The organism is Pantoea sp. ACRSC (assembly GCF_022346785.1).
Classification (GTDB): domain Bacteria; phylum Pseudomonadota; class Gammaproteobacteria; order Enterobacterales; family Enterobacteriaceae; genus Pantoea; species Pantoea alvi.
This window is the reverse complement of record NZ_JAKRNN010000007.1, coordinates 72674-95496: the sequence shown is the minus strand read 5'-3', so window position 1 is coordinate 95496 and position 22823 is coordinate 72674. Positions and strand designations below refer to the sequence as shown.

Here is a 22823-nt window from a genome sequence, read left to right as displayed (position 1 = left end):
CAGGTGATGAAAAAGCGCAGATAACAGCAGAGTACGACAGTCGGCCAGGTGAAAAATTCAGTCCGCCTTAAATTTATCAGATTAATCAAGAAGGCCGAGGAATTTCGTCTCAGGTCACGCCAGAGGAAACTCAGGGGAATCCTGGATAAACCATCCTGCAAACGGCGATTTAACCGCTATAGTTAAAAGACTGCTTTGTAAATGACACGGAGGAAATGATGGTAAAAGAGACAGAAGCTTTTGACACCAATCTGGATGATGATTTGGCGCTGCTGACCGAGACGCTGGAAGAGGTGTTGAAGTCGTCAGGCGATCCGACCGATCAGAAATATATCGAGCTGAAAACCAAAGCGGAGCAGGCGCTGGAAGATGTAAAAGCACGCGTCAGCCAGGCCTCCGACAGCTACTACTATCGCGCAAAAAATGTCGCTTACCGCGCCGATGATTACGTGCATGAGAAGCCCTGGCAGGGTATCGGTATCGGCGCAGCCGCCGGTCTGGTGCTCGGTCTGCTGCTGGCGCGTCGCTAATCGGTCGCCACTGAAAACGGCGGGGCTCTCCCGCCGTTTGTTTTCTCCCTCTTTGCGTTACCCCCGCTTCGTTCTTCTCCCCATGCTGACTGCCCGCTGACGCGAAAAGCGCACTATTGAGTTGAGTTTACCCAGCGCGCTTCCTACAGTAGATCGACGGACAAAAGGAGATGAACACGTGATAAGAGTCGAGATGCTGTCTACCGGGGATGAGGTGCTGCACGGCCAAATCGTCGATACCAACGCCGCCTGGCTGGCGGATTTGCTGTTTCAGCACGGTCTGCCGATGACCAGCCGCACCACGGTTGGCGACTCCCTGTCGTCGCTGGTGGAGACACTGCAGGCGCGCAGTCAGATAGCGGATGTGCTGATCGTTAACGGCGGCCTCGGGCCGACCAGCGACGATCTCAGCGCGCTGGCGGCGGCAAAAGCCAGCGGCGTCGAGCTGGTGCTGCATCAGGCGTGGCTGGACAATATCGAGGCGTGGTTCGCCAGCCGCGGCCGCGTAATGGCGCCGAGCAACCGCAAGCAGGCGGAGATCCCCGCCAATGCCGAGATGCTGGATAATCCGGTTGGCACCGCCTGCGGCTTTGCGCTGCGGCTGAATCGCTGCTGGATCTTCTTTACGCCCGGCGTCCCCTCTGAATTCAAGGTGATGGCAGAGCAGCAGATTCTGCCGCGCCTTAAACAGCAGTTCGACCTGCCTGAACCGCCGCTCTGTTTGCGTCTTACTACCTTCGGCCGCGGCGAGAGCGATATTGCCGCCGAGCTGGAGCCGCTGGCGCTGCCGGAAGGGGTAGTGATGGGCTATCGCTCATCAATGCCGATTATCGAGATCAAGCTTACCGGCCCGGCCAGCCAGCGCGTGGCGATGGAGCAGGTCTGGCAGCAGGTGCGCCTGCTGCTGGCGGAGTGCACCATTTTTGAGGGCACCGAGGGGTTACCGGCGCTGCTGGCGCGAGAGCTAAAGGATCGCGGCTTCCGTCTGGCGCTTAGCGAGCAGTACACCGCGGGCTTGCTGCACTGGCAGCTGGCGGCGGCTGAGGTGCCGCTGAGCGCGGCGGAGATCCTCCCGGCGCACGCAGAGGGGCTGGAGCAGCAGGTACAGCGCACGCGGGCGCTGGCGGCGCACCAGGGCACGGTGCTGGCGCTGTCGACCGGCGCGCTGGAAGAGGGCGAAGTGTCGCTGGCGCTGCATACGCCGGAAGCGAGCTGGGGACAGCGGGTGAAGTTTACCCACGGGCGTCACAATCTGGAGACGCGGCAGAAGGTGGTGGCGATGATGGCGATGAATATGCTGCGCCGCTGGCTGCACGGCAGCGAGGTCAGCACCGGCCACGGCTGGATTGATGTGCTGGAGTCGGTGAAGCTGTAAAACAGGGTAGCGGAGGCGTCTGTCGCTTCGTGAGCCCACGCGGAAGGCAGGAAGCGATCGCAAAGACGCAAAAAGCGGCATCCATGCCAGCTCGGCCCGCGCCATCCCTGGCGCGGGACGCTTTGCTCTTCGCTTCCTGCCTTCCGCGTTTTGACTATTGCGTGGTCTGTGAGAGTAAAGAAGCCAGCTACAGCTCGATTTCAATCTCACCTTTCGCCAGACAGCAGCAGGGCAGAATCTCACCCTGCTGCACAAACGCCAGCGGCGTTTCGGCATAGTGAACTTCACCTTTCAGCAGGCGCGTGCGGCAGGAGCCGCAGTAGCCTTCCCGACACTGAAACTCCACGCACAGGTTGTGCGCTTCCAGCGTCGTCAGCAGGTTAGGGTGATGCTCTGCGCACTCCAGCCGCTGGCCGGAGCTGCGCAGGATAACAACGGCACGGCTCATGGTTACAGCTGGAAGTCGTTAAAGTCGTCTTCGCCCACTTCCGAGTCGATCTGACCCACCAGATAGGAGCTTACTTCCACTTCCTGCGGCGCAACCTGCACGTTGTCCGACACCAGCCAGGAGTTGATCCACGGAATCGGGTTAGAGCGCGTCTGGAACGGCAGATCCAGACCCACGGCCTGCATACGGATATTGGTGATGTACTCAATGTACTGGCAGAGAATGTCTTTGTTCAGGCCGATCATCGAACCGCCGCTGAACAGATATTCCGCCCACTCTTTCTCCTGCTCGGCCGCCTTCTTGAACAGCTCAAAACATTCGTCGCGGCACTCGGCGGCGATCTCTTTCATCTCTGGATCGTCTTCACCGGTGCGCATCAGGTTCAGCATATGCTGGGTGCCGGTCAGGTGCAGCGCCTCGTCGCGCGCAATCAGACGAATGATTTTCGCGTTTCCTTCCATCAGCTCGCGCTCGGCGAAGGCGAAAGAGCAGGCGAAGCTGACGTAGAAGCGAATCGCTTCCAGCGCGTTAACGCTCATCAGGCAGATATAGAGCTGCTTTTTCAGGGCGCGCAGGTTCACGGTCACGCTTTTGCCGTTAACCTGATGAGTGCCTTCGCCCAGCAGATGCCAGTAGTTGGTCATCTCGATCAGATCGTCGTAGTACTTAGAGATATCCTGCGCGCGCGCGAGGATCTGCTCGTTGGTGACGATATCATCGAACACCAGCGACGGGTCGTTGACGATATTGCGGATGATATGGGTGTAAGAGCGCGAGTGGATAGTCTCGGAAAACGCCCAGGTCTCGACCCAGGTTTCCAGCTCGGGGATCGAAATCAGCGGCAGTAGCGCGACGTTCGGGCTGCGGCCCTGAATGGAGTCGAGCAGGGTCTGGTATTTCAGGTTGCTGATAAAGATGTGCTTCTCATGCTCCGGCAGCGCCTGATAGTCGATGCGGTCGCGCGAGACGTCAACCTCTTCCGGGCGCCAGAAAAAGGAGAGCTGTTTTTCAATCAGCTTTTCGAAAATGTCATATTTCTGCTGGTCGAAGCGCGCCACGTTGACGGACTGACCAAAGAACATCGGCTCTTTTAGCTGATCGTTTTTATTCTGTGAGAACGTAGTGTAAGCCATACAAACTGTCCAAATGTAGACGGGGCGCAGCGCGGCCCCGTGAAATAACGCAGGCGGGAGACGCGCTCCCGCCCAACCTTAAATCTTACAGGCGCCGCTTTCGCAACCGTCATCCTGGATAGACGGCGCCAGATCGTCCTGCGCGTCTTCCGCACCGTCGCGGGTGTTTTGATAGTAGAGCGTTTTCACGCCGAACTTATACGCGGTCAGCAGATCTTTCAGCAGCTGCTTCATCGGCACCTTGCCGTTGGCGAAGCGCGACGGATCGTAGTTGGTGTTTGACGAGATCGCCTGATCGATAAACTTCTGCATGACGCCGACCAGCTGCAGATAACCGTCGTTGGACGGCATTTCCCACAGCAGCTCGTACTGATCTTTCAGACGCTCATACTCCGGCACCACCTGGCGCAGAATGCCATCTTTCGAGGCTTTGATGCTGATATGGCCGCGCGGCGGCTCAATGCCGTTGGTGGCGTTGGAGATCTGCGACGAGGTCTCAGACGGCATCAGCGCAGAGAGCGTTGAGTTGCGCAGGCCGTGGGTTTTGATCGACTCACGCAGGCTGTCCCAGTCCAGGTGCAGCGGCTCGTTGCAGATGCTGTCGAGATCCTTTTTATAGGTATCGATCGGCATAATGCCCTGCGAATAGGTGGTTTCGTTGAACCACGGGCAGGCGCCTTGCTCTTTCGCCAGCTCGTTCGAGGCTTTCAGCAGGTAGTACTGAATCGCTTCGAAGGTTTTGTGCGTCAGGTTGTTGGCGCTGCCGTCGGAGTAGCGCACGCCGTTCTTCGCCAGGTAATAAGCGAAGTTAATGACGCCGATGCCCAGGGTACGACGACCCATCGCGCCGCGTTTGGCGGCCGGAATCGGGTAGTCCTGATAGTCGAGCAGGGCGTCGAGCGCGCGTACCGCCAGGGTCGCCAGCTCTTCCAGATCGTCCAGGCTGTCGATGGCGCCGAGGTTGAACGCCGACAGCGTACAGAGGGCGATTTCGCCGTTCTCGTCGTTGACGTCTTCCAGCGGTTTGGTCGGCAGCGCAATCTCCAGGCAGAGGTTAGACTGGCGCACCGGCGCGATGCTGGCGTCGAACGGGCTGTGGGTGTTGCAGTGGTCGACGTTCTGAATGTAGATACGGCCGGTAGAGGCGCGCTCCTGCATCATCAGCGAGAAGAGATCGACCGCTTTCACCCGCTGCTTGCGGATGCTGCTGTCCTGCTCATATTTGGTGTAGAGGCGCTCAAACTCTTCCTGATCGGCGAAGAACGCGTCGTAGAGGCCAGGCACGTCGGACGGGCTGAACAGGGTAATCTCTTCGCCCTTCAGCAGACGCTGATACATCAGCTTGTTGATCTGCACGCCGTAGTCCATGTGACGCACGCGGTTGCCTTCAACGCCGCGGTTGTTTTTCAGCACCAGCAGGCTTTCCACTTCCAGATGCCACATCGGGTAGAACAGCGTCGCCGCGCCGCCGCGAACGCCGCCCTGCGAGCAGGATTTCACCGCGGTCTGGAAGTGCTTGTAGAACGGAATACAGCCGGTATGGAACGCTTCACCGCCGCGGATCGGGCTGCCCAGCGCGCGAATGCGGCCGGCGTTGATGCCGATACCGGCACGCTGGGAAACATACTTCACGATGGCGCTGGAGGTGGCGTTGATGGAGTCGAGGCTGTCGCCGCACTCGATCAGCACGCAGGAGCTGAACTGGCGCGTCGGGGTGCGCACGCCGGACATGATCGGCGTCGGCAGCGAAATTTTAAAGGTCGAAATCGCGTCGTAGAAGCGTTTGATATAGTCCATACGCGTGTCGCGCGGGTAGCCGGAGAAGAGGCAGGCAGCGACCAGGATATAGAGGAACTGCGCGCTCTCATAGATATCGCCGGTGACGCGGTTCTGCGCCAGATATTTGCCTTCCAGCTGCTTGACCGCCGCGTAGGAGAAGTTCATATCGCGCCAGTGGTCGATAAAGCCGTCCATCTGCTCAAACTCTTCAACCGTGTAGTCTTGCAGCAGGTGAGGGTCATATTTACCCATCTCCACCATGCGCACGACCTGATCGTACAGCTTCGGCGGCTCGAACTGACCGTACGCTTTTTTACGCAGGTGGAAGATCGCCAGGCGGGCAGCCAGATATTGATAGTCCGGCGCGTCGCGTGAGATCAGGTCTGCTGCGGCCTTGATGATGGTTTCATGAATGTCAGAGGTTCTGATGCCATCGTAGAACTGGATATGGGAGCGCAGTTCAACCTGGGAGACAGAGACGTTATTCAGCCCTTCAGCGGCCCAGTCGAGTACCCGGTGAATTTTATCGAGATCAATGCGTTCCTGGCGGCCATCGCGTTTAGTAACGAGCAGACTTTGATTCATGTCGCGTTATACCATCCGTAAGTGAAAAAGAGTCCCCTGTTTATTCACAGGGTTATTCAATGTGAATAATTCTGTGGATAAACACTATATGTTGGGGGTTGGAAGAGAATGAGTAACAATATGGAGGTTATTCTAGTGACCTGTGGCCAGATAACAAGACAGAAAAATGATGGCTATGGGGCTTGCGTTTTGTGGGAAATTTCTTAACCCCGCGACTTATAAGGCCCGATGGCGTGTCAACTGCCAGAGTAAAAAATTCGAGATTTTGATCGACCGCTGATTTTTCGCACATCGCTGTGTTTTTTCCCGACAACCGTCTAGCGACGAAGCGGCAGAGAGTGAAAAAGCGTGACGGGGAGAGAGCAGGCGCGCAATCGCCTTGCGCGCCGGCGGGTTACTTTTTAACGTGGCGGGTGTGCACCATATAGTTCACGTCGACGCCGCGGCCGAGGCGAAACTTGTTGGTCAGCGGGTTGTAGTGCAGGCCGGTAATATGCTGCTCGCGCAGCGGGGTTTCGTCGACCCAGCCCAGCAGTTCAGAAGGGCGGATAAACTTCTTCACGTCGTGGGTGCCGCGCGGCACCATGCGCAGCACATATTCCGCGCCGAACACCGCCATCAGCCAGGCTTTCGGGTTGCGGTTGATAGTTGAGAAGAACACTTCGCCGCCTGGCTTCACCAGACGCGCGCAGGCGTGTACCACTGAACGCGGATCGGGGACGTGCTCCAGCATCTCCATACAGGTCACCACGTCATACTGGCCGGCAAACGCCTCGGCGTGATCTTCCACCGTCTGCTGCACGTAGTCGAGCGTCACCCCCTGTTCCAGCGCGTGCAGGCGCGCCACCTGCAGCGGCTCGGCACCCATATCGAGACCGGTGACCTCTGCGCCTTCGCGCGCCATGCTTTCCGCCAGGATGCCCCCGCCGCAGCCGACGTCCAGCACTTTTTTGCCGAACAGACCGTTGCTGTGCTGCGCGATAAAGCCCAGTCGCAGCGGGTTGATGCGGTGCAGAGGCTTGAATTCGCCCTCCAGATCCCACCAGCGCGAGGCTACCGCCTCAAACTTAGCGATTTCCTGCGCATCGACGTTGGGCTGCGTTTCCTGCGGTTGTGCATTCATTGAATCATTACTCCAGAAAAAATGTTGACTGAGTATAAACGCTTATTGCTTTCGGGGGCACCTTTCCGGCGCGACGAAAAGCGCGTGAAAACGGTGGTTAACGTTCACCAGCGGGCTGGTGTGTGATATACTTTCGCACCTTTAAAATCCGGGCATATGTAGAGGGAATGCGGCTCCATGAGCGACCTTGCAAGAGAAATAACACCGGTCAATATCGAAGAAGAGTTAAAAAGCTCCTATCTCGATTACGCCATGTCGGTCATCGTTGGCCGAGCCTTACCCGATGTTCGTGACGGCCTGAAGCCGGTCCACCGCCGCGTGCTCTACGCGATGAGCGAACTGGGTAACGACTGGAACAAACCCTATAAGAAATCCGCCCGTGTGGTCGGTGACGTTATCGGTAAATATCACCCGCACGGGGATTCCGCCGTTTACGACACCATCGTCCGCATGGCTCAGCCTTTCTCCCTGCGTTACATGCTGGTGGACGGACAGGGCAACTTCGGTTCCGTCGACGGCGACTCCGCCGCGGCGATGCGTTATACCGAAGTGCGCATGTCGCGTATCGCACACGATCTACTGGCAGACCTGGAAAAAGAGACCGTCGACTTCGTGCCGAACTATGACGGCACCGAGCAGATCCCTGAAGTGCTGCCGACCAAAATCCCTAACCTGCTGGTGAACGGCTCCTCCGGCATCGCGGTAGGGATGGCGACCAATATTCCGCCGCACAACCTCACGGAAGTGATCAACGGCTGCCTCGCCTATATCGACGACGAAGATATCAGCGTCGAAGGATTGATGGAGCACATTCCTGGGCCCGATTTCCCGACCGCCGCCATCATCAACGGCCGTCGCGGCATTGAAGAGGCGTATCGCACCGGGCGCGGCAAGATCTATATCCGCGCGCGCGGCGAAGTGGAAACCGATGCGAAAACCGGCCGTGAAACCATCGTGGTGCATGAAATTCCCTATCAGGTGAACAAAGCGCGCCTGATTGAGAAAATTGCTGAGCTGGTGAAAGAGAAGCGCGTTGAAGGCATCAGCGCGCTGCGCGACGAGTCGGATAAAGACGGCATGCGCATCGTGATCGAAGTGAAGCGCGATGCGGTCGGCGAAGTGGTGCTCAACAACCTCTACTCGCTGACGCAGCTGCAGGTCTCGTTCGGTATCAACATGGTGGCGCTGCATCAGGGCCAGCCGAAGATCATGACGCTGAAGGAGATCCTTGAAGCCTTTGTCCGTCATCGTCGCGAAGTAGTGACGCGCCGCACGATTTTCGAACTGCGTAAAGCGCGCGACCGTGCGCATATCCTTGAAGGTCTGGCGATCGCGCTGGCCAACATCGATCCGATTATCGAGCTGATCCGCCGTGCGCCGAACCCGGCCGAAGCGAAAGCGGGCCTGATCGCGCAGGCGTGGGATCTGGGCAACGTTGCCGCCATGCTGGAGCGCGCGGGCGATGACGCCGCGCGTCCGGAGTGGCTGGACGACGAGTTCGGCATCCGCGACGGTCGCTACTACCTGACCGAACAGCAGGCGCAGGCGATCCTCGACTTACGTCTGCAGAAGCTCACCGGACTTGAGCATGAAAAACTGCTCGACGAGTACAAAGAGCTGCTGGAGCAGATCGCCGAGCTGCTTAATATCCTGATGAACGCTGAACGTCTGATGGAAGTGATCCGTGAAGAGCTGATCGCCATGCGCGACCAGTTCGGTGACGAACGCCGCACCGAGATCACCGCCAACAGCGCTGACATCAACATTGAAGATCTGATCAACCAGCAGGATGTGGTGGTCACGCTGTCGCATCAGGGCTATGTGAAATATCAGCCGCTCTCTGACTATGAAGCGCAGCGTCGCGGTGGCAAAGGCAAGTCGGCCGCGCGCACGAAAGATGAGGACTTCATCGATCGTCTGCTGGTGGCCAACACCCACGACACCATCCTCTGCTTCTCCAGCCGTGGCCGTCTCTACTGGATGAAGGTCTACCAGCTGCCGGAAGCGAGCCGCGGGGCGCGCGGTCGTCCGATCGTCAACCTGCTGCCGCTGCAGCCTGACGAACGCATCACCGCGATCCTGCCGGTGCGCGAATATACCGAAGGCTTCAACATCTTTATGGCGACCGCCAGCGGCACCGTGAAGAAAACGGCGCTGCAGGAGTTCAGTCGTCCGCGCAGCGCGGGCATCATCGCGGTTAACCTGCGCGAAGATGACGAGCTGATCGGCGTGGCGCTGACCAACGGCAACGACGAGGCGATGCTCTTTTCTGCCGGCGGTAAAGTTGTGCGCTTCGCAGAGAGCGCCGTTCGCGCCATGGGCCGTACCGCCTCGGGCGTGCGCGGCATCAAGCTGGCGGAAGGGGATCGCGTGGTCTCGCTGATTGTGCCGCGCGAAGAGGGCGCCATTCTTACCGTGACGCAAAACGGCTACGGCAAGCGTACCGCGATTAGCGAGTACCCGACCCGTTCGCGCGCCACCCAGGGCGTTATCTCCATCAAGGTCACCGAACGTAACGGTCCGGTGATTGGCGCGGTGCAGGTGGTCGACAGCGATCAGATTATGATGATCACCGATGCCGGCACCCTGGTGCGTACCCGCGTCTCTGAGGTCAGCATCGTCGGCCGTAACACCCAGGGCGTTATCCTGATCCGCACCGCGGAAGATGAGAACGTTGTGGGTCTGCAGCGCGTAGCTGAACCGGTGGAAGAGGAAGAGCTCGACGCCATCGACGGCAGCGTAGCGGAAGGCGAGGACGATATCGCGCCGGAAGCGGAAACTGACGACGACGCGCCGGAAGCGGACGAAGAAGAGTAACGCTTCGCGCTTACGCCGCCAGGGAAGGCGGCACTGAATTTTACGGCAGGAAAGGGCGACCCGACCTGCCGTTGCTTTTTGTGGCGCAGCACCTTAAACGCAGATGCCGACTGGCTTTTCTTCCCTGATAAAGCTAGTGTAATGAGCATTCTGAAGCCAGCCCGTTATTAACCTTGCCGTAGTGAGTTTCCCTTGAAATATCTGGTCTCTTTCCGAACCACGCTGCGCATCTCGCGCTACCTGTTCCGTGCGCTGGCGCTGCTGCTCTGGACGCTGGGCGCGGTGCTGACCACGTTCTTTATCATCAGCGTGCTGCATGAAAAAGAGACCAGCGTGCGGCAAGAGTTCGCCAGCAACTACGGCCAGGCAGAATGGTATGTGCGTCACTCCGCCGACGTGATGCGCGAGCTGAAGTACATCACTGAAAACCGCCTGACCAGCGCCAGCAGCGGCCTCGATATGATCAACGGCGTGCTGCCGGGCAAGTCGACGCTGCCGCAGTTTACGCCGCTCTTCTCCGACGGCGACTGCTCCTCAATGAGCAACACCTGGCGCAACTCGCTCGACTCCCTCAGCTACTACATCAACTACTGGAAAAGCAACTTCGCCTCTACCTACGAGCTGAACCGCGTCTTTTTTATCGGCGGCGAAAGCCAGTGTCTGGCGGACTTCACCATCGGCAGCGGCAATGTGGATCGCGAACGCAGCCTCAAGATGCTGCGCGAGCGGGTGTTACGCTACCGCAACGGCAACGACGAAGAGCGCCGCAATCCCATCTACTGGGTCAACGCCAGCGCGCAGCCCGGCGTCGGCACCTTTTATATGATGGTGCCGGTTTATGTCGCCAATAAGCTGCAGGCGCTGCTGGGCGTCGAGCAAAATATCCGGCTGGACGAGTTTATTCAGCCCGGCAGCCTGCCGGTGGTGGCCACCATCGTCGATGAGAATTACCGTCCGCTGCTGACGTCGCGCCGCGGCGGCGTCGGCTTCTCGCTTAACGATCTGTCGGACGACCCCAGCTGGTTTGGCTACCTCGACGGCTATCGCCAGCTGGTGCTGAAAAAGCCCTTACCGCCCTCTGATTTAAACGTGGTGTGGTCGGTGTCGACCCGGGTGCTGGTCGATCAGCTCAAACTGATGATTATCAACGCGCTGCTGCTCAACCTGCTCAGCGCGATTGTGCTCTTCACCCTGGCCTGGCTGTTTGAGCGCCGGATGTTCCTGCCGGCTGAAGAGAATGCGCACCGGCTGGAGGAGCATGAGCAGTTCAACCGCAAAATCGTCGCCTCGGCGCCGGTGGGCATCTGCATTCTGCGCACCCGCGACGGCACCAATATCCTCAGCAACGAGCTGGCGCACAACTATCTGACGCTGCTGACGCAGGAAGATCGCCAGCGGCTCAATGAAATTATCGGTACCCAGCAGGTTAACTTTGTTGACGTGCTGACCGGCAGCAACACCAACCTGCAGATCAGCTTCGTTCACTCGCGCTACCGCAACGAAAACGTGGCGATCTGCGTGCTGGTGGACGTCTCCGCGCGCGTGCGCATGGAGCAGTCGCTGCAGGAGATGGCGCAGGCGGCGGAGCAGGCGAGCCAGTCGAAGTCGATGTTCCTCGCCACCGTCAGCCACGAGCTGCGCACGCCGCTCTACGGCATTATCGGCAACCTCGATCTGCTGCAGACCAAGCAGCTGCCAAAAGAGGTCGATTCGCTGGTGACGGCGATGAATAACTCATCGAGCCTGCTGCTGAAGATCATCAGCGACATTCTCGACTTCTCCAAGATTGAGTCGGAGCAGCTGAAGATTGAGCCGCGTCCCTTCTCGCCGCGCGAAGTCCTTAGCCATATCGCCGGCAACTACCTCTCGCTGGTGATGAAAAAGCGGCTGACGCTCTACTGCTTTATCGAGCATGACGTGCCGCTGGCGCTGGATGGCGATCCGCTGCGGCTGCAGCAGGTGATCTCCAACCTGCTTAACAATGCCATCAAATTCACCCATACCGGCTGCATTATCCTGCACGCCTATGTGAAAGAGGGCTATCTGGCGTTCCGCATTCGCGATACCGGCGTCGGCATTCCCGGCAAAGAGGTTACGCGGCTGTTCGATCCTTTCTTCCAGGTGGGCAACGGCGTGCAGCGCAACTTCCAGGGCACCGGCCTGGGCCTGGCCATCTGCGAAAAGCTGACCAATATGATGGACGGCGATATCGAAGTGGACTCCGAGCCTGGCATGGGCAGCCAGTTTATCGTGCGTATTCCGATCTATAACGGCCAGCATCCTGCGGTGCCGCTGCTCGACGGGCTGCACGAAAAAACCCTGTGGATCGATATGCGCAACGACTATCTCGCCAGCTTTATCGAGCGCGACCTGCAGCAGCAGGGCATCGCCATCCTGCCCTATAACGGCAAAGGCGGCAGCGACGACGTGCTGATCACCGACTATGAGCCGGAAGGGGAGACGACGCTGCGCGCGGTAATTATCTTTAGCGGCGCCCATATCGATATGCCGCGCGAAATCGCGCCGGGACGCTGGCTGCACAGCACGGCGACGCCGCACGAGCTGCCGAGCCTGCTGGCGCGCATCTACCGCATCGCCATTCAGAGCGACACGGCGACCAACCTCGCGCTCTCTGCGCCAGCGGAAGAGGTCATCGGCAACGATGACATTATGATCCTGATTGTTGACGATCATCCTATTAACCGCATGCTGCTGTCGGAGCAGCTCGGCACCCTGGGCTATCAGGTTAAAACCGCCCAGGACGGCGTCGACGCGCTCAACGTTATCAGCCGCAGCGAAATCGACATTGTGCTGAGCGACGTTAATATGCCGAATATGGATGGCTACCGGCTGACGCAGCGGCTGCGCCGGCTCGGCCACGTTTTCCCGGTCATCGGCGTCACCGCCAACGCGCTGGCGGAAGAGAAGCAGCGCTGTATGGAAGCCGGCATGGATAACTGCCTGTCGAAGCCGGTTACGCTGGACGTGCTGAAAACTACGCTGGCGGTCTACGCGGAGCGGGTGAGAAAAGCGCGGGAAGGGTAGGGAGAGGTCAGTATGCTGAGGCAGAAAACCAGACGGCGCCTGAGCGCCGTCTGTACAACGCGTTAGTCTTTGTCGATCTGGGTTGCGCTGACGGAGGAGAGGTAGTTCAGCAGGGCGATATCGTTATCTACGCCCAGCTTCATCATCGCCGATTTCTTCTGGCTGCTGATGGTTTTGATGCTGCGGTTCAGTTTCTTGGCGATCTCCGTCACCAGGAAGCCTTCAGCGAACAGGCGCAGCACTTCGCTCTCTTTCGGCGACAGGCGTTTGTCGCCATAGCCGCCGGCGCTGATCTTCTCCAGCAGCTTCGCTACGCTTTCCGGCGTGTACTTCTTGCCTTTTTGCAGCGCGGCCAGTGCTTTTGGCAGATCGGTCGGCGCGCCCTGTTTCAGCACGATACCTTCGATATCGAGATCCAGCACGGCGCTCAGGATTGCCGGGTTGTTGTTCATGGTGAGAACAATAATCGACAGGTCCGGATAGTGACGTTTGATATATTTGATCAGCGTGATGCCGTCGCCATATTTCTCGCCGGGCATGGAGAGATCGGTGATCAGGACGTTGGCGTCAAGCTTTGACAGGCTGTTAATCAGTGCTGTTGAGTCTTCGAACTCACCTACAACGTTGACCCACTCAATTTGTTCCAGAGATTTTCGGATACCGAAAAGAACAATTGGATGGTCATCGGCAATAATTACATTTAAGTTATTCATCTTATTGGTTACCTTGCTGCAGCAGTTCATTGACGTAAGCGTCGATGTCACTGGTGGTATTTGTAATGTTTGAATCGTCACATGCTTTGATGTGCAGTTCCAACTCTTCACAAAGCTGTTTGCCTGGCGTCAGGTTAAGCATGGCAAACACGCCTTTCAGGCGATGCGCTGTCTGAGCAAGCATGGCGTAGTCCTTTTCCGCCGACTCAGTATACAGTCTCTTTACATCAGGCGGTACTGTCTCGGTAAACAGCTGGAAGTAGCCGCCGCTGAGCAGCGGGGTCAGTTCCTCGTCTTCTGTAATCTCATCCATGGAATCATGGGCCAGCTGTTGTTCAATCAGTGCCAGCAGCGCATCCTGTAGCGCGTTGCTGAGATTGAAGTTGACCCGGTATTGCCGATCGTTAAGCGCGTGGTGACCCAGCTCATCCTCCGCCAGCAGCAGCGCCCAGCCGCTTAGCTTGTTGGGGTCGTCGGTCACCAGCACGTCATGTTCCTGGCCTGACAGCCGCTCTTCGGGCGACAGGCAGCGTGCGCCCCAGTTCTCCAGATGGCGGCAGACGATTTTATAGACATCCTCTACCTCGATCTCCATAAGCGCCGTCACGCCGTCCAGCAGCTTCTCCTCTTCCTCTTCCGGCCGCGGCTCTACCGCCAGCGGAAGCTGAATGCTGTAGCGCGTGCCGATATCGGCTTTGGCGATAATCTCCAGGCTGCCGCCCATCTGCTTGCAGAGCTGCTTGCAGAGGAAAAAGGCCATGCCGGAGGCCTGACCGTAGCGATCCTGGCTGGTTTCGCCGAGGAACGGGAAGTCGGCGTTGGCCAGCTCATCGACGGTCAGACCCGCGCCGGTATCCACCAGCTCAATCAGCAGACGCTCCGGCCGCGCCTCGTCGGCGCTTACCGTCAGGGAGATCTTGCCCCAGCGCGTGGTGGTCAGCGCATAGTGCATCAGCGTGGCGAGCACCTTACGCAGCGCGCGGCGGTCGCCAAAGCGCTGCTCGTCATTAGGCTGCAGGTTGTTCACCACCAGCGACAGCCCCTTGCGGCGCATCAGCGGCAGGCTTTCCAGGGCGATCTCGTCCAGCAGCTCCTGCAGGTTGAAAACGCTGGCGTCTGGCGACCAGTCGTGCGCCTCAAGGCGGTTAAGCAGCACGATATCGTCCACCAGCCGCGCCAGGCCCTGACTTTCGTCCAGCAGGTCGAGCACGGTTTCATCTTCGTCGCGCTGGCTTAGCTGCACCAGCTGCGCCACCACCTTCTCCAGCGGACGGTTAAGGGCGTGACCCAGATTTTGCAGCAGCTGCTGACGCATCTGATGGTTGCGATCCAGCACCTGCTGCGCTTTCTGCAGCTTTTTATTCACCAGCAGCTCGCGATCCTGATCGCGCATCAAAAACAGCTGGGTATGGGGCGACAGCACGCTGCGCGCGTGGCGGATCTCATACACTTCATTGTTGATGGTCGCCTGCAGCACGCCCTGATGCTGGTCGGACATATTAATAATTTTTTGCAGGTTAAGGTGCGGCAAAAGATGTTCTGCAATCTTATTGCTGAGAATGGTGCGGTTGCTGGCGAAGTCATACACCAGCAGGCCGACCGGCAGGCTGGCGACAATCTCTTCATTCAGCACGCGCAGCGAGTCAAGCTCCGCGCTCTGGTTCTCGCTCGGGCGCAGCGACTGCTGGCGCAGCAGCGTCATTCCGGTAAAGGAGAGCAGAAACAGCAGCAGGTTAACCAGCAGCGGCCAGAGCAAATTATGCAGCGTATCGATCATCAGGCTGGTGATCGGCACGCGATAGACCAGCTGCAGCGGCGTGCTCGGCAGGGTGGCGGCAATCTCCAGGTCAGGATTGACCATCGCGATCTGCGTGCTTTCGCCCTCTGTCTGATCGTTAGCAGCAGGCAGCGCAGCGTCCTGACGCAGCTGGAAGTTTTCGATCGGCATGTTCTGCGGCGTCAGGTCGTTGATCGGCAGATCGAAGGCGACCACCGTTGCCAGATGGCCCGGCTGATTAAAGGTGGTGCGCAGCGTAAAGTAGTGGTCGTTCTGAAAGGCGAAGTGGCGCAGCGGCGAGAAGCTTTCCCGCTCGTCCAGCGCATTGGCCTGCTGCAGCATTTCGGCGCGACGGCCATCCACCAGCGAACTGATGGCGCTCTCTTTATAGCGCGTCGCCATATCCTTCAGCGGCAGCGTGGAGATCATAATCAGGCTGTTGTCCTGACCGTTGAGAAAATACATCGACCAGGTCGGATTTTCCGCGCCCCACAGGGTATCCAGGTAGCTCGACATGCGCATGGTCATATCGAGCGTGCTGCTGTCGTGCGAGCCAAAGATCAGCGCTTCGGTTTTGCGCCGGGTTTTTTCCAGATAGTAGACGTCAGGACGCAGCCGCGTCTCCTGCAGGCTGCTGTTCGGCGAGCTTCCCGCCGCGCTGGTGGCGAGATTTTCATAAATTTGCCAGGTGGCGAAGCGATAGGCGTCGATACGCTTTTGCGTCGCGCGCGCCAGATCGGCCATGGCATAGCGTTTCTCGGTCAGCCAGGTGTTGACCGAGTTGTGAACCATAAAGCCCAGCGCCAGCAGCAGCACCAGATTGAAAATCACAAAAAAGCGGGTGACATTGCCGGATGTCACTGGAAACTTAAAGGGCAACATAGCGTGTCAGGCACCTGAAATCATCGCGCAACCAGTCGGGCACTGGCGGCCACAGCCAGCAGCAGCAGCGCGATAAGCAGAAAGGCACCGCTGAGGCTCAGCCATTGAGAAATAAATCCGATTAAGGCCGGACCTGAGAGAATACCCGCATATCCCAGCATTGTCATGGCGGAAATCCCCAGATTCGAGGGCATATCCCGTTGATTCCCGACAGCATTGAATAACATCGGCACCGTATTGGATAAACCGAAGCCCACCAGCAGAAAAGCGAGCAGCGCCATCTGCGGCCAGGGCAGGTAAACCGCCAGCGCCAGACCAGCCGACGCGGTCAGCGCGCCCGTCAGCATCACCGGGAAACGGCCGAAACGGTCAATGATCCGATCGCCGGTCAGACGGCCGATGGTCATCGCCACCGAAAAGACCGCATAGCCAAGCCCGGCGTGCGCGGTCGACATCTCAGGGCTCTGCAGCAGCAGCAGCGCGCCCCAGTCGAGCACCGCCCCTTCGGCGAGAAACAGAATAAAGCAGAGCAGACCGAGAAAGGCGACAAAGCCGCGCGGCATCACCAGCCAGGGCTGATCGGGCTGATGCAGGCGCTCGCGCATCAGCGTTGGCAGACTCGCCGCCAGCAGCAGCGCCATCAGAAGCAGTACCAGCGCCACCGACGCCAGCGGCGACAGGCCGACGCTGAGCAGCAGGCTGACTGCGCCCGCGCCCAGAATGCCGCCGAGGCTAAAGAAGCCGTGGAAACCGGACATCATCGGCTTGCTGGCCGCTTTTTCTACCTCGACCGCCTGCACGTTCATCGCCACGTCGAGCATGCCCAGCCCGGCACCGAAAATTATCAGCGTCGCAGCCATGCTTCCTGTGGTCGCCAGCGTCGCCAGCAGCGGCAGCGTCGCCAGCGTTACCAGCGTCGAGCCGAAGATAACGCGACGGCAGCCGAAGCGGCCTACCAGCGCGCCGGTAACCGGCATCGCCGCCAGCGAACCCATGCCCAGGCAGAGCAGCAGCGCACCCAGCGATGCGCCGCTCAGCGCCAGCCGCTGGCTGGCGAACGGCACCAGCGGCGCCCAGGTGGACATGCCAAGACCGGCAATAAGAAAAACGAGGCGTGTCCCCAGACTGACACGGTTGTGAAGTTTCCTGGGTGGTGCAGCGTCCAGTGCGGTCATAGTCATATTCGTGAGTGTCAAAGCGACGAAGTGTAGCATCAAAGCCGCAGCCGCATGCGCTACCCGAAAGGGCAGGGCGGCGATAAGCCGGCGTGAAAGCCGCCATTTTAACGACTTTTAGCCTGACGCTAAACTTTTCCAGAACTTTCCTGGCCTCTCGCGACAGGCTGATAGCCTTCATGCTGCTTTGCAGGCCGGCGCGCTACGCGGTTAACCCGCCTGAAACATCGCTGGCCTGACCCGGCGCTTGCTCTCTGCGGCATTAAGTCGATGATATTCTGTGCGCCTGTTGGCTATATATCCTGCCGGGCGGCGCAACGAAAATGAATAAGGCAGGCGCAGAGGTATGATAAAACTTTATTACGGTGATAAATTAACACGGACAATATTCAGCGAATTAATTAACAACGCGTGCGGTTATTAGCAATAAATGCCCATAAGCGGTGATGTTATTTTCAGCGCGTTAATTAACTTTACTATCGGGGAGCGCAAGGGGCAGGTTTTGGGCAAAAAAATGCCGGACTTAACAGTCCGGCGGGAATTAGGGTAAACATCTCATTCGGGGTGAATGAAGGTAATAATGAAATAAATGATGATAGCGGGATCTATTGTATTCTCAGATGACGCATATGTTTTGTCATTCAGTGCTCAGATAAAATCAATCATAACTGTTTGAAATTAATGGTGTTAAAATTGGTTTGATATTTTGTGCGATAATTTTTATCGATATGTGCTGGTTATTAGTTCCGCAAAATTTACACCTGGAAATAACTATTTCGCATTATGAAACAGATTTGGAAATTTCGTAGCATTTTCGTGATGGCTTATTGCCCTTTATAAAATAACAATGGCGTGCCGGCTGAATTTTTAAGCGTTCAGCTCGCAGTGGCAAAAATAAGGCATATAACAGAGGGCAATAAAATGAAACGTCGCGTTCTCTCCCTGATGATCCCTGCGCTGCTGGTCGCAGCGGGTTCTGCAAGCGCAGCGGAAATCTACAACAAAGACGGCAACAAATTAGACCTGTTCGGCAAAGTCGACGGTCTGCACTATTTCTCAGATAACGACGGTAATGACGGCGATCAGTCTTACCTGCGTTTCGGTTTCAAAGGCGAAACCCAGATTTCCGACCAGCTAACCGGTTACGGCCAGTGGGAATATCAGGCGGCACTGAACACGGCGGAAAGCGAAGGCACCGCGAAAAGCTACACGCGCGTTGGCTTCGCGGGTATCAAGTTCGGCGATGCGGGCTCATTCGACTACGGCCGTAACTACGGCGTAGCATACGACATCGGCGCATGGACCGACGTGCTGCCGGAATTTGGCGGCGACACCTATGGCGCGGACAACTTTATGTTCCAGCGCAGCAATGGCCTGGCGACCTACCGCAACTCTAATTTCTTTGGCCTGGTGGACGGCTTGAACTTCGCCGTTCAGTATCAGGGCAAAAACGACAACCCGAGCCGTGAAACCACAGGGCGCGACGTGCTGGGCGAGAACGGCGACGGCTGGGGCCTGAGCACCACTTACGATCTCGGCTCTGGCCTGGGCATCGGTGCCGCCATGTTCCAGTCTGACCGCACCAACAACCAGAACGGCGCAGCGCCGGGCATCCTGGGCCGCGGCGACAAGGCGGAAGTCTACACCGGCGGTCTGAAATATGACGCCAACAATATCTACCTGGCGGCGATGTACAGCCGTTCCTACAACGCGACCCGCTTCGGTTCGACGGATGACGCTATCTACGGTTTCGCCGACAAGGCGGATAACTGGGAGCTGGTGGCGCAGTATCAGTTCGACTTCGGCCTGCGTCCCTCTCTGGCGTTCGTGACCTCACGCGGCACCGACATTCAGAACTGGGGCAAACAGAACCTGAAAAAGTATGTTGATGTGGGCGCGACCTACTACTTCAACAAAAACATGTCCACCTACGTTGATTACCAGATCAACCTGATGGACGACAACGACTTCACCGACGCGGCCGGCATCAACACCGACGATACCGTGGCGCTGGGTCTGGTTTATCAGTTCTAAACCGCTAAGGAGCGTAGCCTGCGGGCTACGCTCCCGTTTGCAGAATCGCCGCCAGCGCGGCAGCCAGATCCGCCGTTACCGCTTCCGCCTCTTCTCCCCGCTGCGCCCGCACGATGGCGCCTTCCGCCAGTAACATAATCTGTCCGGTTTTGCCGCGTTCCGCCTGCGCCAGCCTGAGGGCTATGGCGTCCGCCATCTCTTGCTTATGGCGCCGAATCAGCGCGCCCACTTCAGGCAGGCTCTCGCCCAGCTCCGCGCTGGCGTTAATAAAGGCGCAGCCGCGAAAGTCCGCTTCGCTAAACCAGCTTTTCAGCGCGGCCGGCAGGGCGTCCCGCAGCGGCGTATTTTGCGCCAGCGCCTGCTGAAACCCCTGCATCCAGCGCTGGTGGCGCTGCTCCAGCGCCGCCGCGATCAGCTGATTTTTCGCCGGGAAGTGGCGGTAGAAGGTCACTTTGGTCACGCCCGCCTCCGCGATCACGCGATCGACGCCGGTGGCGCGGATGCCCTGCTGGTAGAAGAGTTGCTGCGCTGCGGTCAGGATACGGTCGCGGGCGGAAGCGCCAGCATCAAAAACAAGCGGAGCGAGCATAGTCAGACCTCTGAATTTTTTTAGTAGACAGAATTGTCTACATGCAGCAGAGTATTGCAAGTAGACAATCCTGTCTACCTACTCAGGAGATCACTATGCTGCTTCCTCCCTTTAACCAACAGAGCGCCACCGAAAAAGCCCGTCTGGCGGAAGATGCCTGGAACAGCCGCGATCCGCAGCGGGTGTCGCTGGTTTACACTCCCGACACGCGCTGGCGCAACCGCAGCGAAAGCGTGCAGGGCCGTGACGCAGTGGTGGCGTTTCTCAGCCGCAAGTGGGCCAGAGAGCTGGATTATCGGTTAATCAAAGAGCTATGGGCGTGGCACAACGACCGCCTGGCGGTGCGCTTTGCCTATGAATGGCATGATGACAGCGGCAACTGGTTCCGCAGTTACGGCAATGAGAACTGGCGCTTCGGCGCTGACGGCCTGATGATTGAGCGGTTCGCCTGCATTAACGACCTGCCGATAGCGGCCAGCGAACGACGCTTTCACTGGCCACTCGGCAGACGCCCGGACGATCATCCGGGGCTGAGTGAACTGGGTATGTAATTACGACTGCAGCGTCCGCCTGCGGCTTGCCGCGGGCTTCGCCTTTGGCGACGGCGGGGCGCTGCCTTCAAATCCCACCCCCGCCAGGGTAAACGCGGAAAAACTCAGCCACTGCTGCCACTGGCCAAACGTAGACGATGATTTACGCATGCTGCACCTCCCGGAAATAAACCCGGTCTAAACCGTGCAGCATTCATGCCAGTTCGATCGCTCTCACAGCCACGGATTTCCCGCCTGGTTTGCTACACTGCCGCAGCATTTTGGTGCACTGCTGCTCAACGCTGACGCGCCGCGCCCCAGGCGAGCCGTTTTTGGCGCCGCTGTTGCAGCAGCTTAACAATACTGAAAATAAATAGTCCGCCTGCGAACGCGAGAATCAGATAGATCATGGGGCCTCCTGTTATCAGCCGGTAGCCTGCCAGAGCCTGGGTCAGGCAGGGCGGGTTTACAAGCCGCTTTTGACTACTTTACTAACGACTTATGCTTTGTTTCAGGCTGGAATATAGCGTTACAGATGAGAGAAGAATGCGATACTGGAATATTCTGCTAATGACAGCGGCGCTCGGCGCCCTGAGCGCCTGCGACAGCAAAAGTTCGCAGCAGGGGATGGTGCTGGAAGGCAAAACCATGGGCACGGTGTGGCGGGTTTCGCTGGCGGGCGTCGACGCGGCGCGCAAAGCGGCGCTACAGCAGGCGATCCAGCGACAGCTTGACGCGGACGATCGGACGCTGTCGACCTGGAAAGAGGATTCCGTGCTGTCGCGCTTTAACCGCTATCAGGGCGATGCGCCGCAGCCGATTAGCGCCGATATGGCCGATATCGTTACCGAAGCGCTGCGTATCGGCGCCAAAACCGGCGGCGCGATGGACATCACCGTGGGGCCGCTGGTGAATCTCTGGGGCTTCGGCCCGGCGAAACAGCCAGCGCACCGCCCGACGGAGGCGGAGATCGCTGCGGCGAAGGCGCAAACCGGGCTCCAGCACCTGCGCGTGGTACAGACGGTGGAAGGGCAGTGGCTGCAGAAAGATCTGCCGGGGCTCTATGTCGATCTCTCCACCATGGGCGAAGGCTACGCCACCGATCACCTGGCGCGCCTGATGGAGCGCGAAGGAATCGCCAACTATCTGGTTTCGGTCGGCGGGGCGGTATTGAGCCGCGGAGAGAATGCGCAGGGCCAGGGCTGGCGCGTGGCGATCCAGAAACCCACCGACAGCGAGAACGCGGTACAGGCGCGCGTTGACCTGCAGGGGCACGGCATCAGCACATCCGGCAGCTATCGCAACTATTATGAACTGGACGGCAAACGCATTTCGCACGTCATCGATCCGGCGACCGGCCGTCCCATCGAGCATAAGCTGGTCTCCGCCACGGTGATCGCCACCACGGCGCTGGAAGCAGACGGCTGGGACACCGGCCTGATGGTGCTGGGCAGCGAAAAGGCGAAAGCGCTGGCGCTGCAGCAGCAGCTGGCGGTCTATCTTATTAGTAAAGAGGGCGATAAATTCGTCAGCTGGATGTCGCCGCAGTTCAAAGCCTTTCTTATCGACGGCAAGTAGCGGCGCAAGGGGAAATCATGCTTGATCTGTTTAGTGAAGACGCGCCGTGGCAGGAGCCGCTGGCAGAAGGGGCGGTGATCCTGCGTCGCCGCGCGCGCGATTCGGCGCCGGCGCTGATGGAGGCGCTGCTGGCGGTGGCGCAGCAGAATCCATTCCACCATCGCATTACGCCGGGCGGCCACCGCATGTCGGTGGCGATGACCAACTGCGGCGACTTCGGCTGGTCGAGCGACTCGCGCGGCTATCAGTACACCGAGCAGGACGCGGAGAACGGCCGCAAGTGGCCGCCGATGCCGCCGCTGTTTCGCCAGCTGGCGCTTGACTGCGCGCGCGAGGCGGGCTTCCCGCAGTTCAATCCCGACGCCTGTCTGATCAACCGCTACGAGCCAGGCGCCAAGCTGACGCTGCATCAGGACAAAGATGAGCGCGATCTGCGCCATCCCATCGTCTCGGTGTCGCTGGGGCTGCCGGCGGTGTTTCAGTTCGGCGGCTTCGCGCGCGGTGACGCCACCCAGCGCGTGCTGCTGGAGCATGGCGACGTCGTGGTGTGGGGCGGGCCGTCGCGCCTGCGCTATCACGGCATATTACCGCTCAAGCCCGGCGTTCACCCGCTGACCGGGGCGTTCCGCTACAACCTGACCTTTCGCCGCGCCTTCTGAGCGCGGCGCGATTGCGAATAACTATTGCTATCATTCCGCATCGCTTTAAAC

17 protein-coding genes are annotated in these 22823 nt (G+C 58.7%); 8 read left to right on the top strand and 9 right to left on the bottom strand.

The features are described from left to right. Positions 1-218 precede the first annotated feature (218 nt). Together elaB and MHZ97_RS09385 are read left to right on the top strand one after the other, a co-directional pair. Positions 219-530, top strand: coding sequence for a stress response protein ElaB (gene elaB / locus MHZ97_RS09390; protein WP_103794144.1), 312 nt, complete (start codon positions 219-221; stop codon positions 528-530). A gap of 178 nt (positions 531-708) precedes the next feature. Then, complete coding sequence (locus MHZ97_RS09385; RefSeq protein ID WP_239314398.1) at positions 709-1905, top strand: nicotinamide mononucleotide deamidase-related protein YfaY; 1197 nt, start codon at positions 709-711, stop codon at positions 1903-1905. Between the two features lie 187 nt (positions 1906-2092). Here the strand turns inward: MHZ97_RS09385 and yfaE are convergent, their stop codons facing one another. The 4 genes from yfaE to ubiG all read right to left on the bottom strand — a co-directional run bounded on the left by yfaE (position 2093) and on the right by ubiG (position 6973). Then, a complete protein-coding gene (gene yfaE, locus MHZ97_RS09380; protein WP_081140402.1) occupies positions 2093-2353 on the bottom strand; it encodes a class I ribonucleotide reductase maintenance protein YfaE in 261 nt (86 codons plus the stop codon). Positions 2354-2355: 2 nt separating this feature from the next. Beyond that, positions 2356-3486: a class Ia ribonucleoside-diphosphate reductase subunit beta gene (gene nrdB, locus MHZ97_RS09375; protein WP_103794142.1), complete on the bottom strand. Its 1131-nt coding sequence runs from the start codon at positions 3484-3486 to the stop codon at positions 2356-2358. A gap of 78 nt (positions 3487-3564) precedes the next feature. Next, on the bottom strand, positions 3565-5850 hold the full coding sequence (gene nrdA, locus MHZ97_RS09370) for a class 1a ribonucleoside-diphosphate reductase subunit alpha (protein WP_103794141.1): 2286 nt from the start codon (positions 5848-5850) through the stop codon (positions 3565-3567). A gap of 394 nt (positions 5851-6244) precedes the next feature. Further along, positions 6245-6973 (bottom strand): bifunctional 2-polyprenyl-6-hydroxyphenol methylase/3-demethylubiquinol 3-O-methyltransferase UbiG, encoded by a 729-nt coding sequence (gene ubiG / locus MHZ97_RS09365; protein ID WP_103794140.1) that lies wholly within the window; start codon positions 6971-6973, stop codon positions 6245-6247. A 177-nt stretch (positions 6974-7150) separates the two neighbouring features. On the opposite strand from ubiG, the gene gyrA reads away from it, so the two are divergent. Next, on the top strand, positions 7151-9790 hold the full coding sequence (gene gyrA, locus MHZ97_RS09360) for a DNA topoisomerase (ATP-hydrolyzing) subunit A (RefSeq protein WP_103794139.1): 2640 nt from the start codon (positions 7151-7153) through the stop codon (positions 9788-9790). A 192-nt stretch (positions 9791-9982) separates the two neighbouring features. After that, a complete protein-coding gene (gene rcsC, locus MHZ97_RS09355) occupies positions 9983-12835 on the top strand; it encodes a two-component system sensor histidine kinase RcsC (RefSeq protein WP_239314399.1) in 2853 nt (950 codons plus the stop codon). A 62-nt stretch (positions 12836-12897) separates the two neighbouring features. Here rcsC and rcsB read toward each other — a convergent pair whose 3' ends face one another. From rcsB to MHZ97_RS09340, 3 genes are read right to left on the bottom strand one after another with little or no spacing between them, the layout of a single operon-like run. Then, the gene (gene rcsB / locus MHZ97_RS09350) at positions 12898-13548 is read right to left on the bottom strand and encodes a response regulator transcription factor RcsB (RefSeq protein ID WP_033750421.1); all 651 of its coding nucleotides are present in this window, start codon (positions 13546-13548) and stop codon (positions 12898-12900) included. A 1-nt stretch (position 13549) separates the two neighbouring features. Next, the gene (gene rcsD, locus MHZ97_RS09345; protein ID WP_103794441.1) at positions 13550-16204 is read right to left on the bottom strand and encodes a phosphotransferase RcsD; all 2655 of its coding nucleotides are present in this window, start codon (positions 16202-16204) and stop codon (positions 13550-13552) included. Between the two features lie 23 nt (positions 16205-16227). Further along, the gene (locus MHZ97_RS09340) at positions 16228-17382 is read right to left on the bottom strand and encodes an MFS transporter (RefSeq protein WP_239314400.1); all 1155 of its coding nucleotides are present in this window, start codon (positions 17380-17382) and stop codon (positions 16228-16230) included. 921 nt (positions 17383-18303) lie between these two features. Between MHZ97_RS09340 and ompC the strand changes: the two genes are divergently transcribed. Next, positions 18304-19416: a porin OmpC gene (gene ompC / locus MHZ97_RS09335; RefSeq protein ID WP_239314401.1), complete on the top strand. Its 1113-nt coding sequence runs from the start codon at positions 18304-18306 to the stop codon at positions 19414-19416. Between the two features lie 25 nt (positions 19417-19441). On the opposite strand, the gene MHZ97_RS09330 is transcribed toward ompC, so the two are convergent. Further along, positions 19442-20005 (bottom strand): TetR/AcrR family transcriptional regulator, encoded by a 564-nt coding sequence (locus MHZ97_RS09330; protein WP_103794136.1) that lies wholly within the window; start codon positions 20003-20005, stop codon positions 19442-19444. A 95-nt stretch (positions 20006-20100) separates the two neighbouring features. Here MHZ97_RS09330 and MHZ97_RS09325 point away from each other — a divergent pair, with 95 nt between their 5' ends. Next, positions 20101-20556 carry a nuclear transport factor 2 family protein gene (locus MHZ97_RS09325; protein ID WP_199187280.1) on the top strand — a complete coding sequence of 152 codons (456 nt, stop codon included), beginning with the start codon at positions 20101-20103 and terminating at the stop codon, positions 20554-20556. Here the strand turns inward: MHZ97_RS09325 and MHZ97_RS09320 are convergent, their stop codons facing one another. Beyond that, a complete protein-coding gene (locus tag MHZ97_RS09320; RefSeq protein ID WP_239314402.1) occupies positions 20557-20706 on the bottom strand; it encodes a hypothetical protein in 150 nt (49 codons plus the stop codon). Positions 20707-21081: 375 nt separating this feature from the next. Here MHZ97_RS09320 and apbE point away from each other — a divergent pair, with 375 nt between their 5' ends. Further along, positions 21082-22113 carry an FAD:protein FMN transferase ApbE gene (gene apbE, locus MHZ97_RS09310; protein ID WP_103794135.1) on the top strand — a complete coding sequence of 344 codons (1032 nt, stop codon included), beginning with the start codon at positions 21082-21084 and terminating at the stop codon, positions 22111-22113. 17 nt (positions 22114-22130) lie between these two features. Beyond that, a complete protein-coding gene (gene alkB, locus MHZ97_RS09305; RefSeq protein ID WP_103794134.1) occupies positions 22131-22772 on the top strand; it encodes a DNA oxidative demethylase AlkB in 642 nt (213 codons plus the stop codon). The last annotated feature ends 51 nt before the right edge of the window (positions 22773-22823 follow it).

Excerpts from the sequence above, each read along its gene's own strand:
- elaB (WP_103794144.1), top strand. The coding sequence starts at position 219 with ATGGTAAAAGAGACAGAAGCTTTTGACACCAATCTGGATGATGATTTG.
- yfaE (WP_081140402.1), bottom strand. The coding sequence starts at position 2,353 with ATGAGCCGTGCCGTTGTTATCCTGCGCAGCTCCGGCCAGCGGCTGGAG.
- nrdB (WP_103794142.1), bottom strand. The coding sequence starts at position 3,486 with ATGGCTTACACTACGTTCTCACAGAATAAAAACGATCAGCTAAAAGAG.
- nrdA (WP_103794141.1), bottom strand. The coding sequence starts at position 5,850 with ATGAATCAAAGTCTGCTCGTTACTAAACGCGATGGCCGCCAGGAACGC.
- ubiG (WP_103794140.1), bottom strand. The coding sequence starts at position 6,973 with ATGAATGCACAACCGCAGGAAACGCAGCCCAACGTCGATGCGCAGGAA.
- gyrA (WP_103794139.1), top strand. The coding sequence starts at position 7,151 with ATGAGCGACCTTGCAAGAGAAATAACACCGGTCAATATCGAAGAAGAG.
- rcsB (WP_033750421.1), bottom strand. The coding sequence starts at position 13,548 with ATGAATAACTTAAATGTAATTATTGCCGATGACCATCCAATTGTTCTT.
- MHZ97_RS09340 (WP_239314400.1), bottom strand. The coding sequence starts at position 17,382 with ATGACCGCACTGGACGCTGCACCACCCAGGAAACTTCACAACCGTGTC.
- ompC (WP_239314401.1), top strand. The coding sequence starts at position 18,304 with ATGAAACGTCGCGTTCTCTCCCTGATGATCCCTGCGCTGCTGGTCGCA.
- MHZ97_RS09330 (WP_103794136.1), bottom strand. The coding sequence starts at position 20,005 with ATGCTCGCTCCGCTTGTTTTTGATGCTGGCGCTTCCGCCCGCGACCGT.
- MHZ97_RS09325 (WP_199187280.1), top strand. The coding sequence starts at position 20,101 with ATGCTGCTTCCTCCCTTTAACCAACAGAGCGCCACCGAAAAAGCCCGT.
- MHZ97_RS09320 (WP_239314402.1), bottom strand. The coding sequence starts at position 20,706 with ATGCGTAAATCATCGTCTACGTTTGGCCAGTGGCAGCAGTGGCTGAGT.
- apbE (WP_103794135.1), top strand. The coding sequence starts at position 21,082 with ATGCGATACTGGAATATTCTGCTAATGACAGCGGCGCTCGGCGCCCTG.
- alkB (WP_103794134.1), top strand. The coding sequence starts at position 22,131 with ATGCTTGATCTGTTTAGTGAAGACGCGCCGTGGCAGGAGCCGCTGGCA.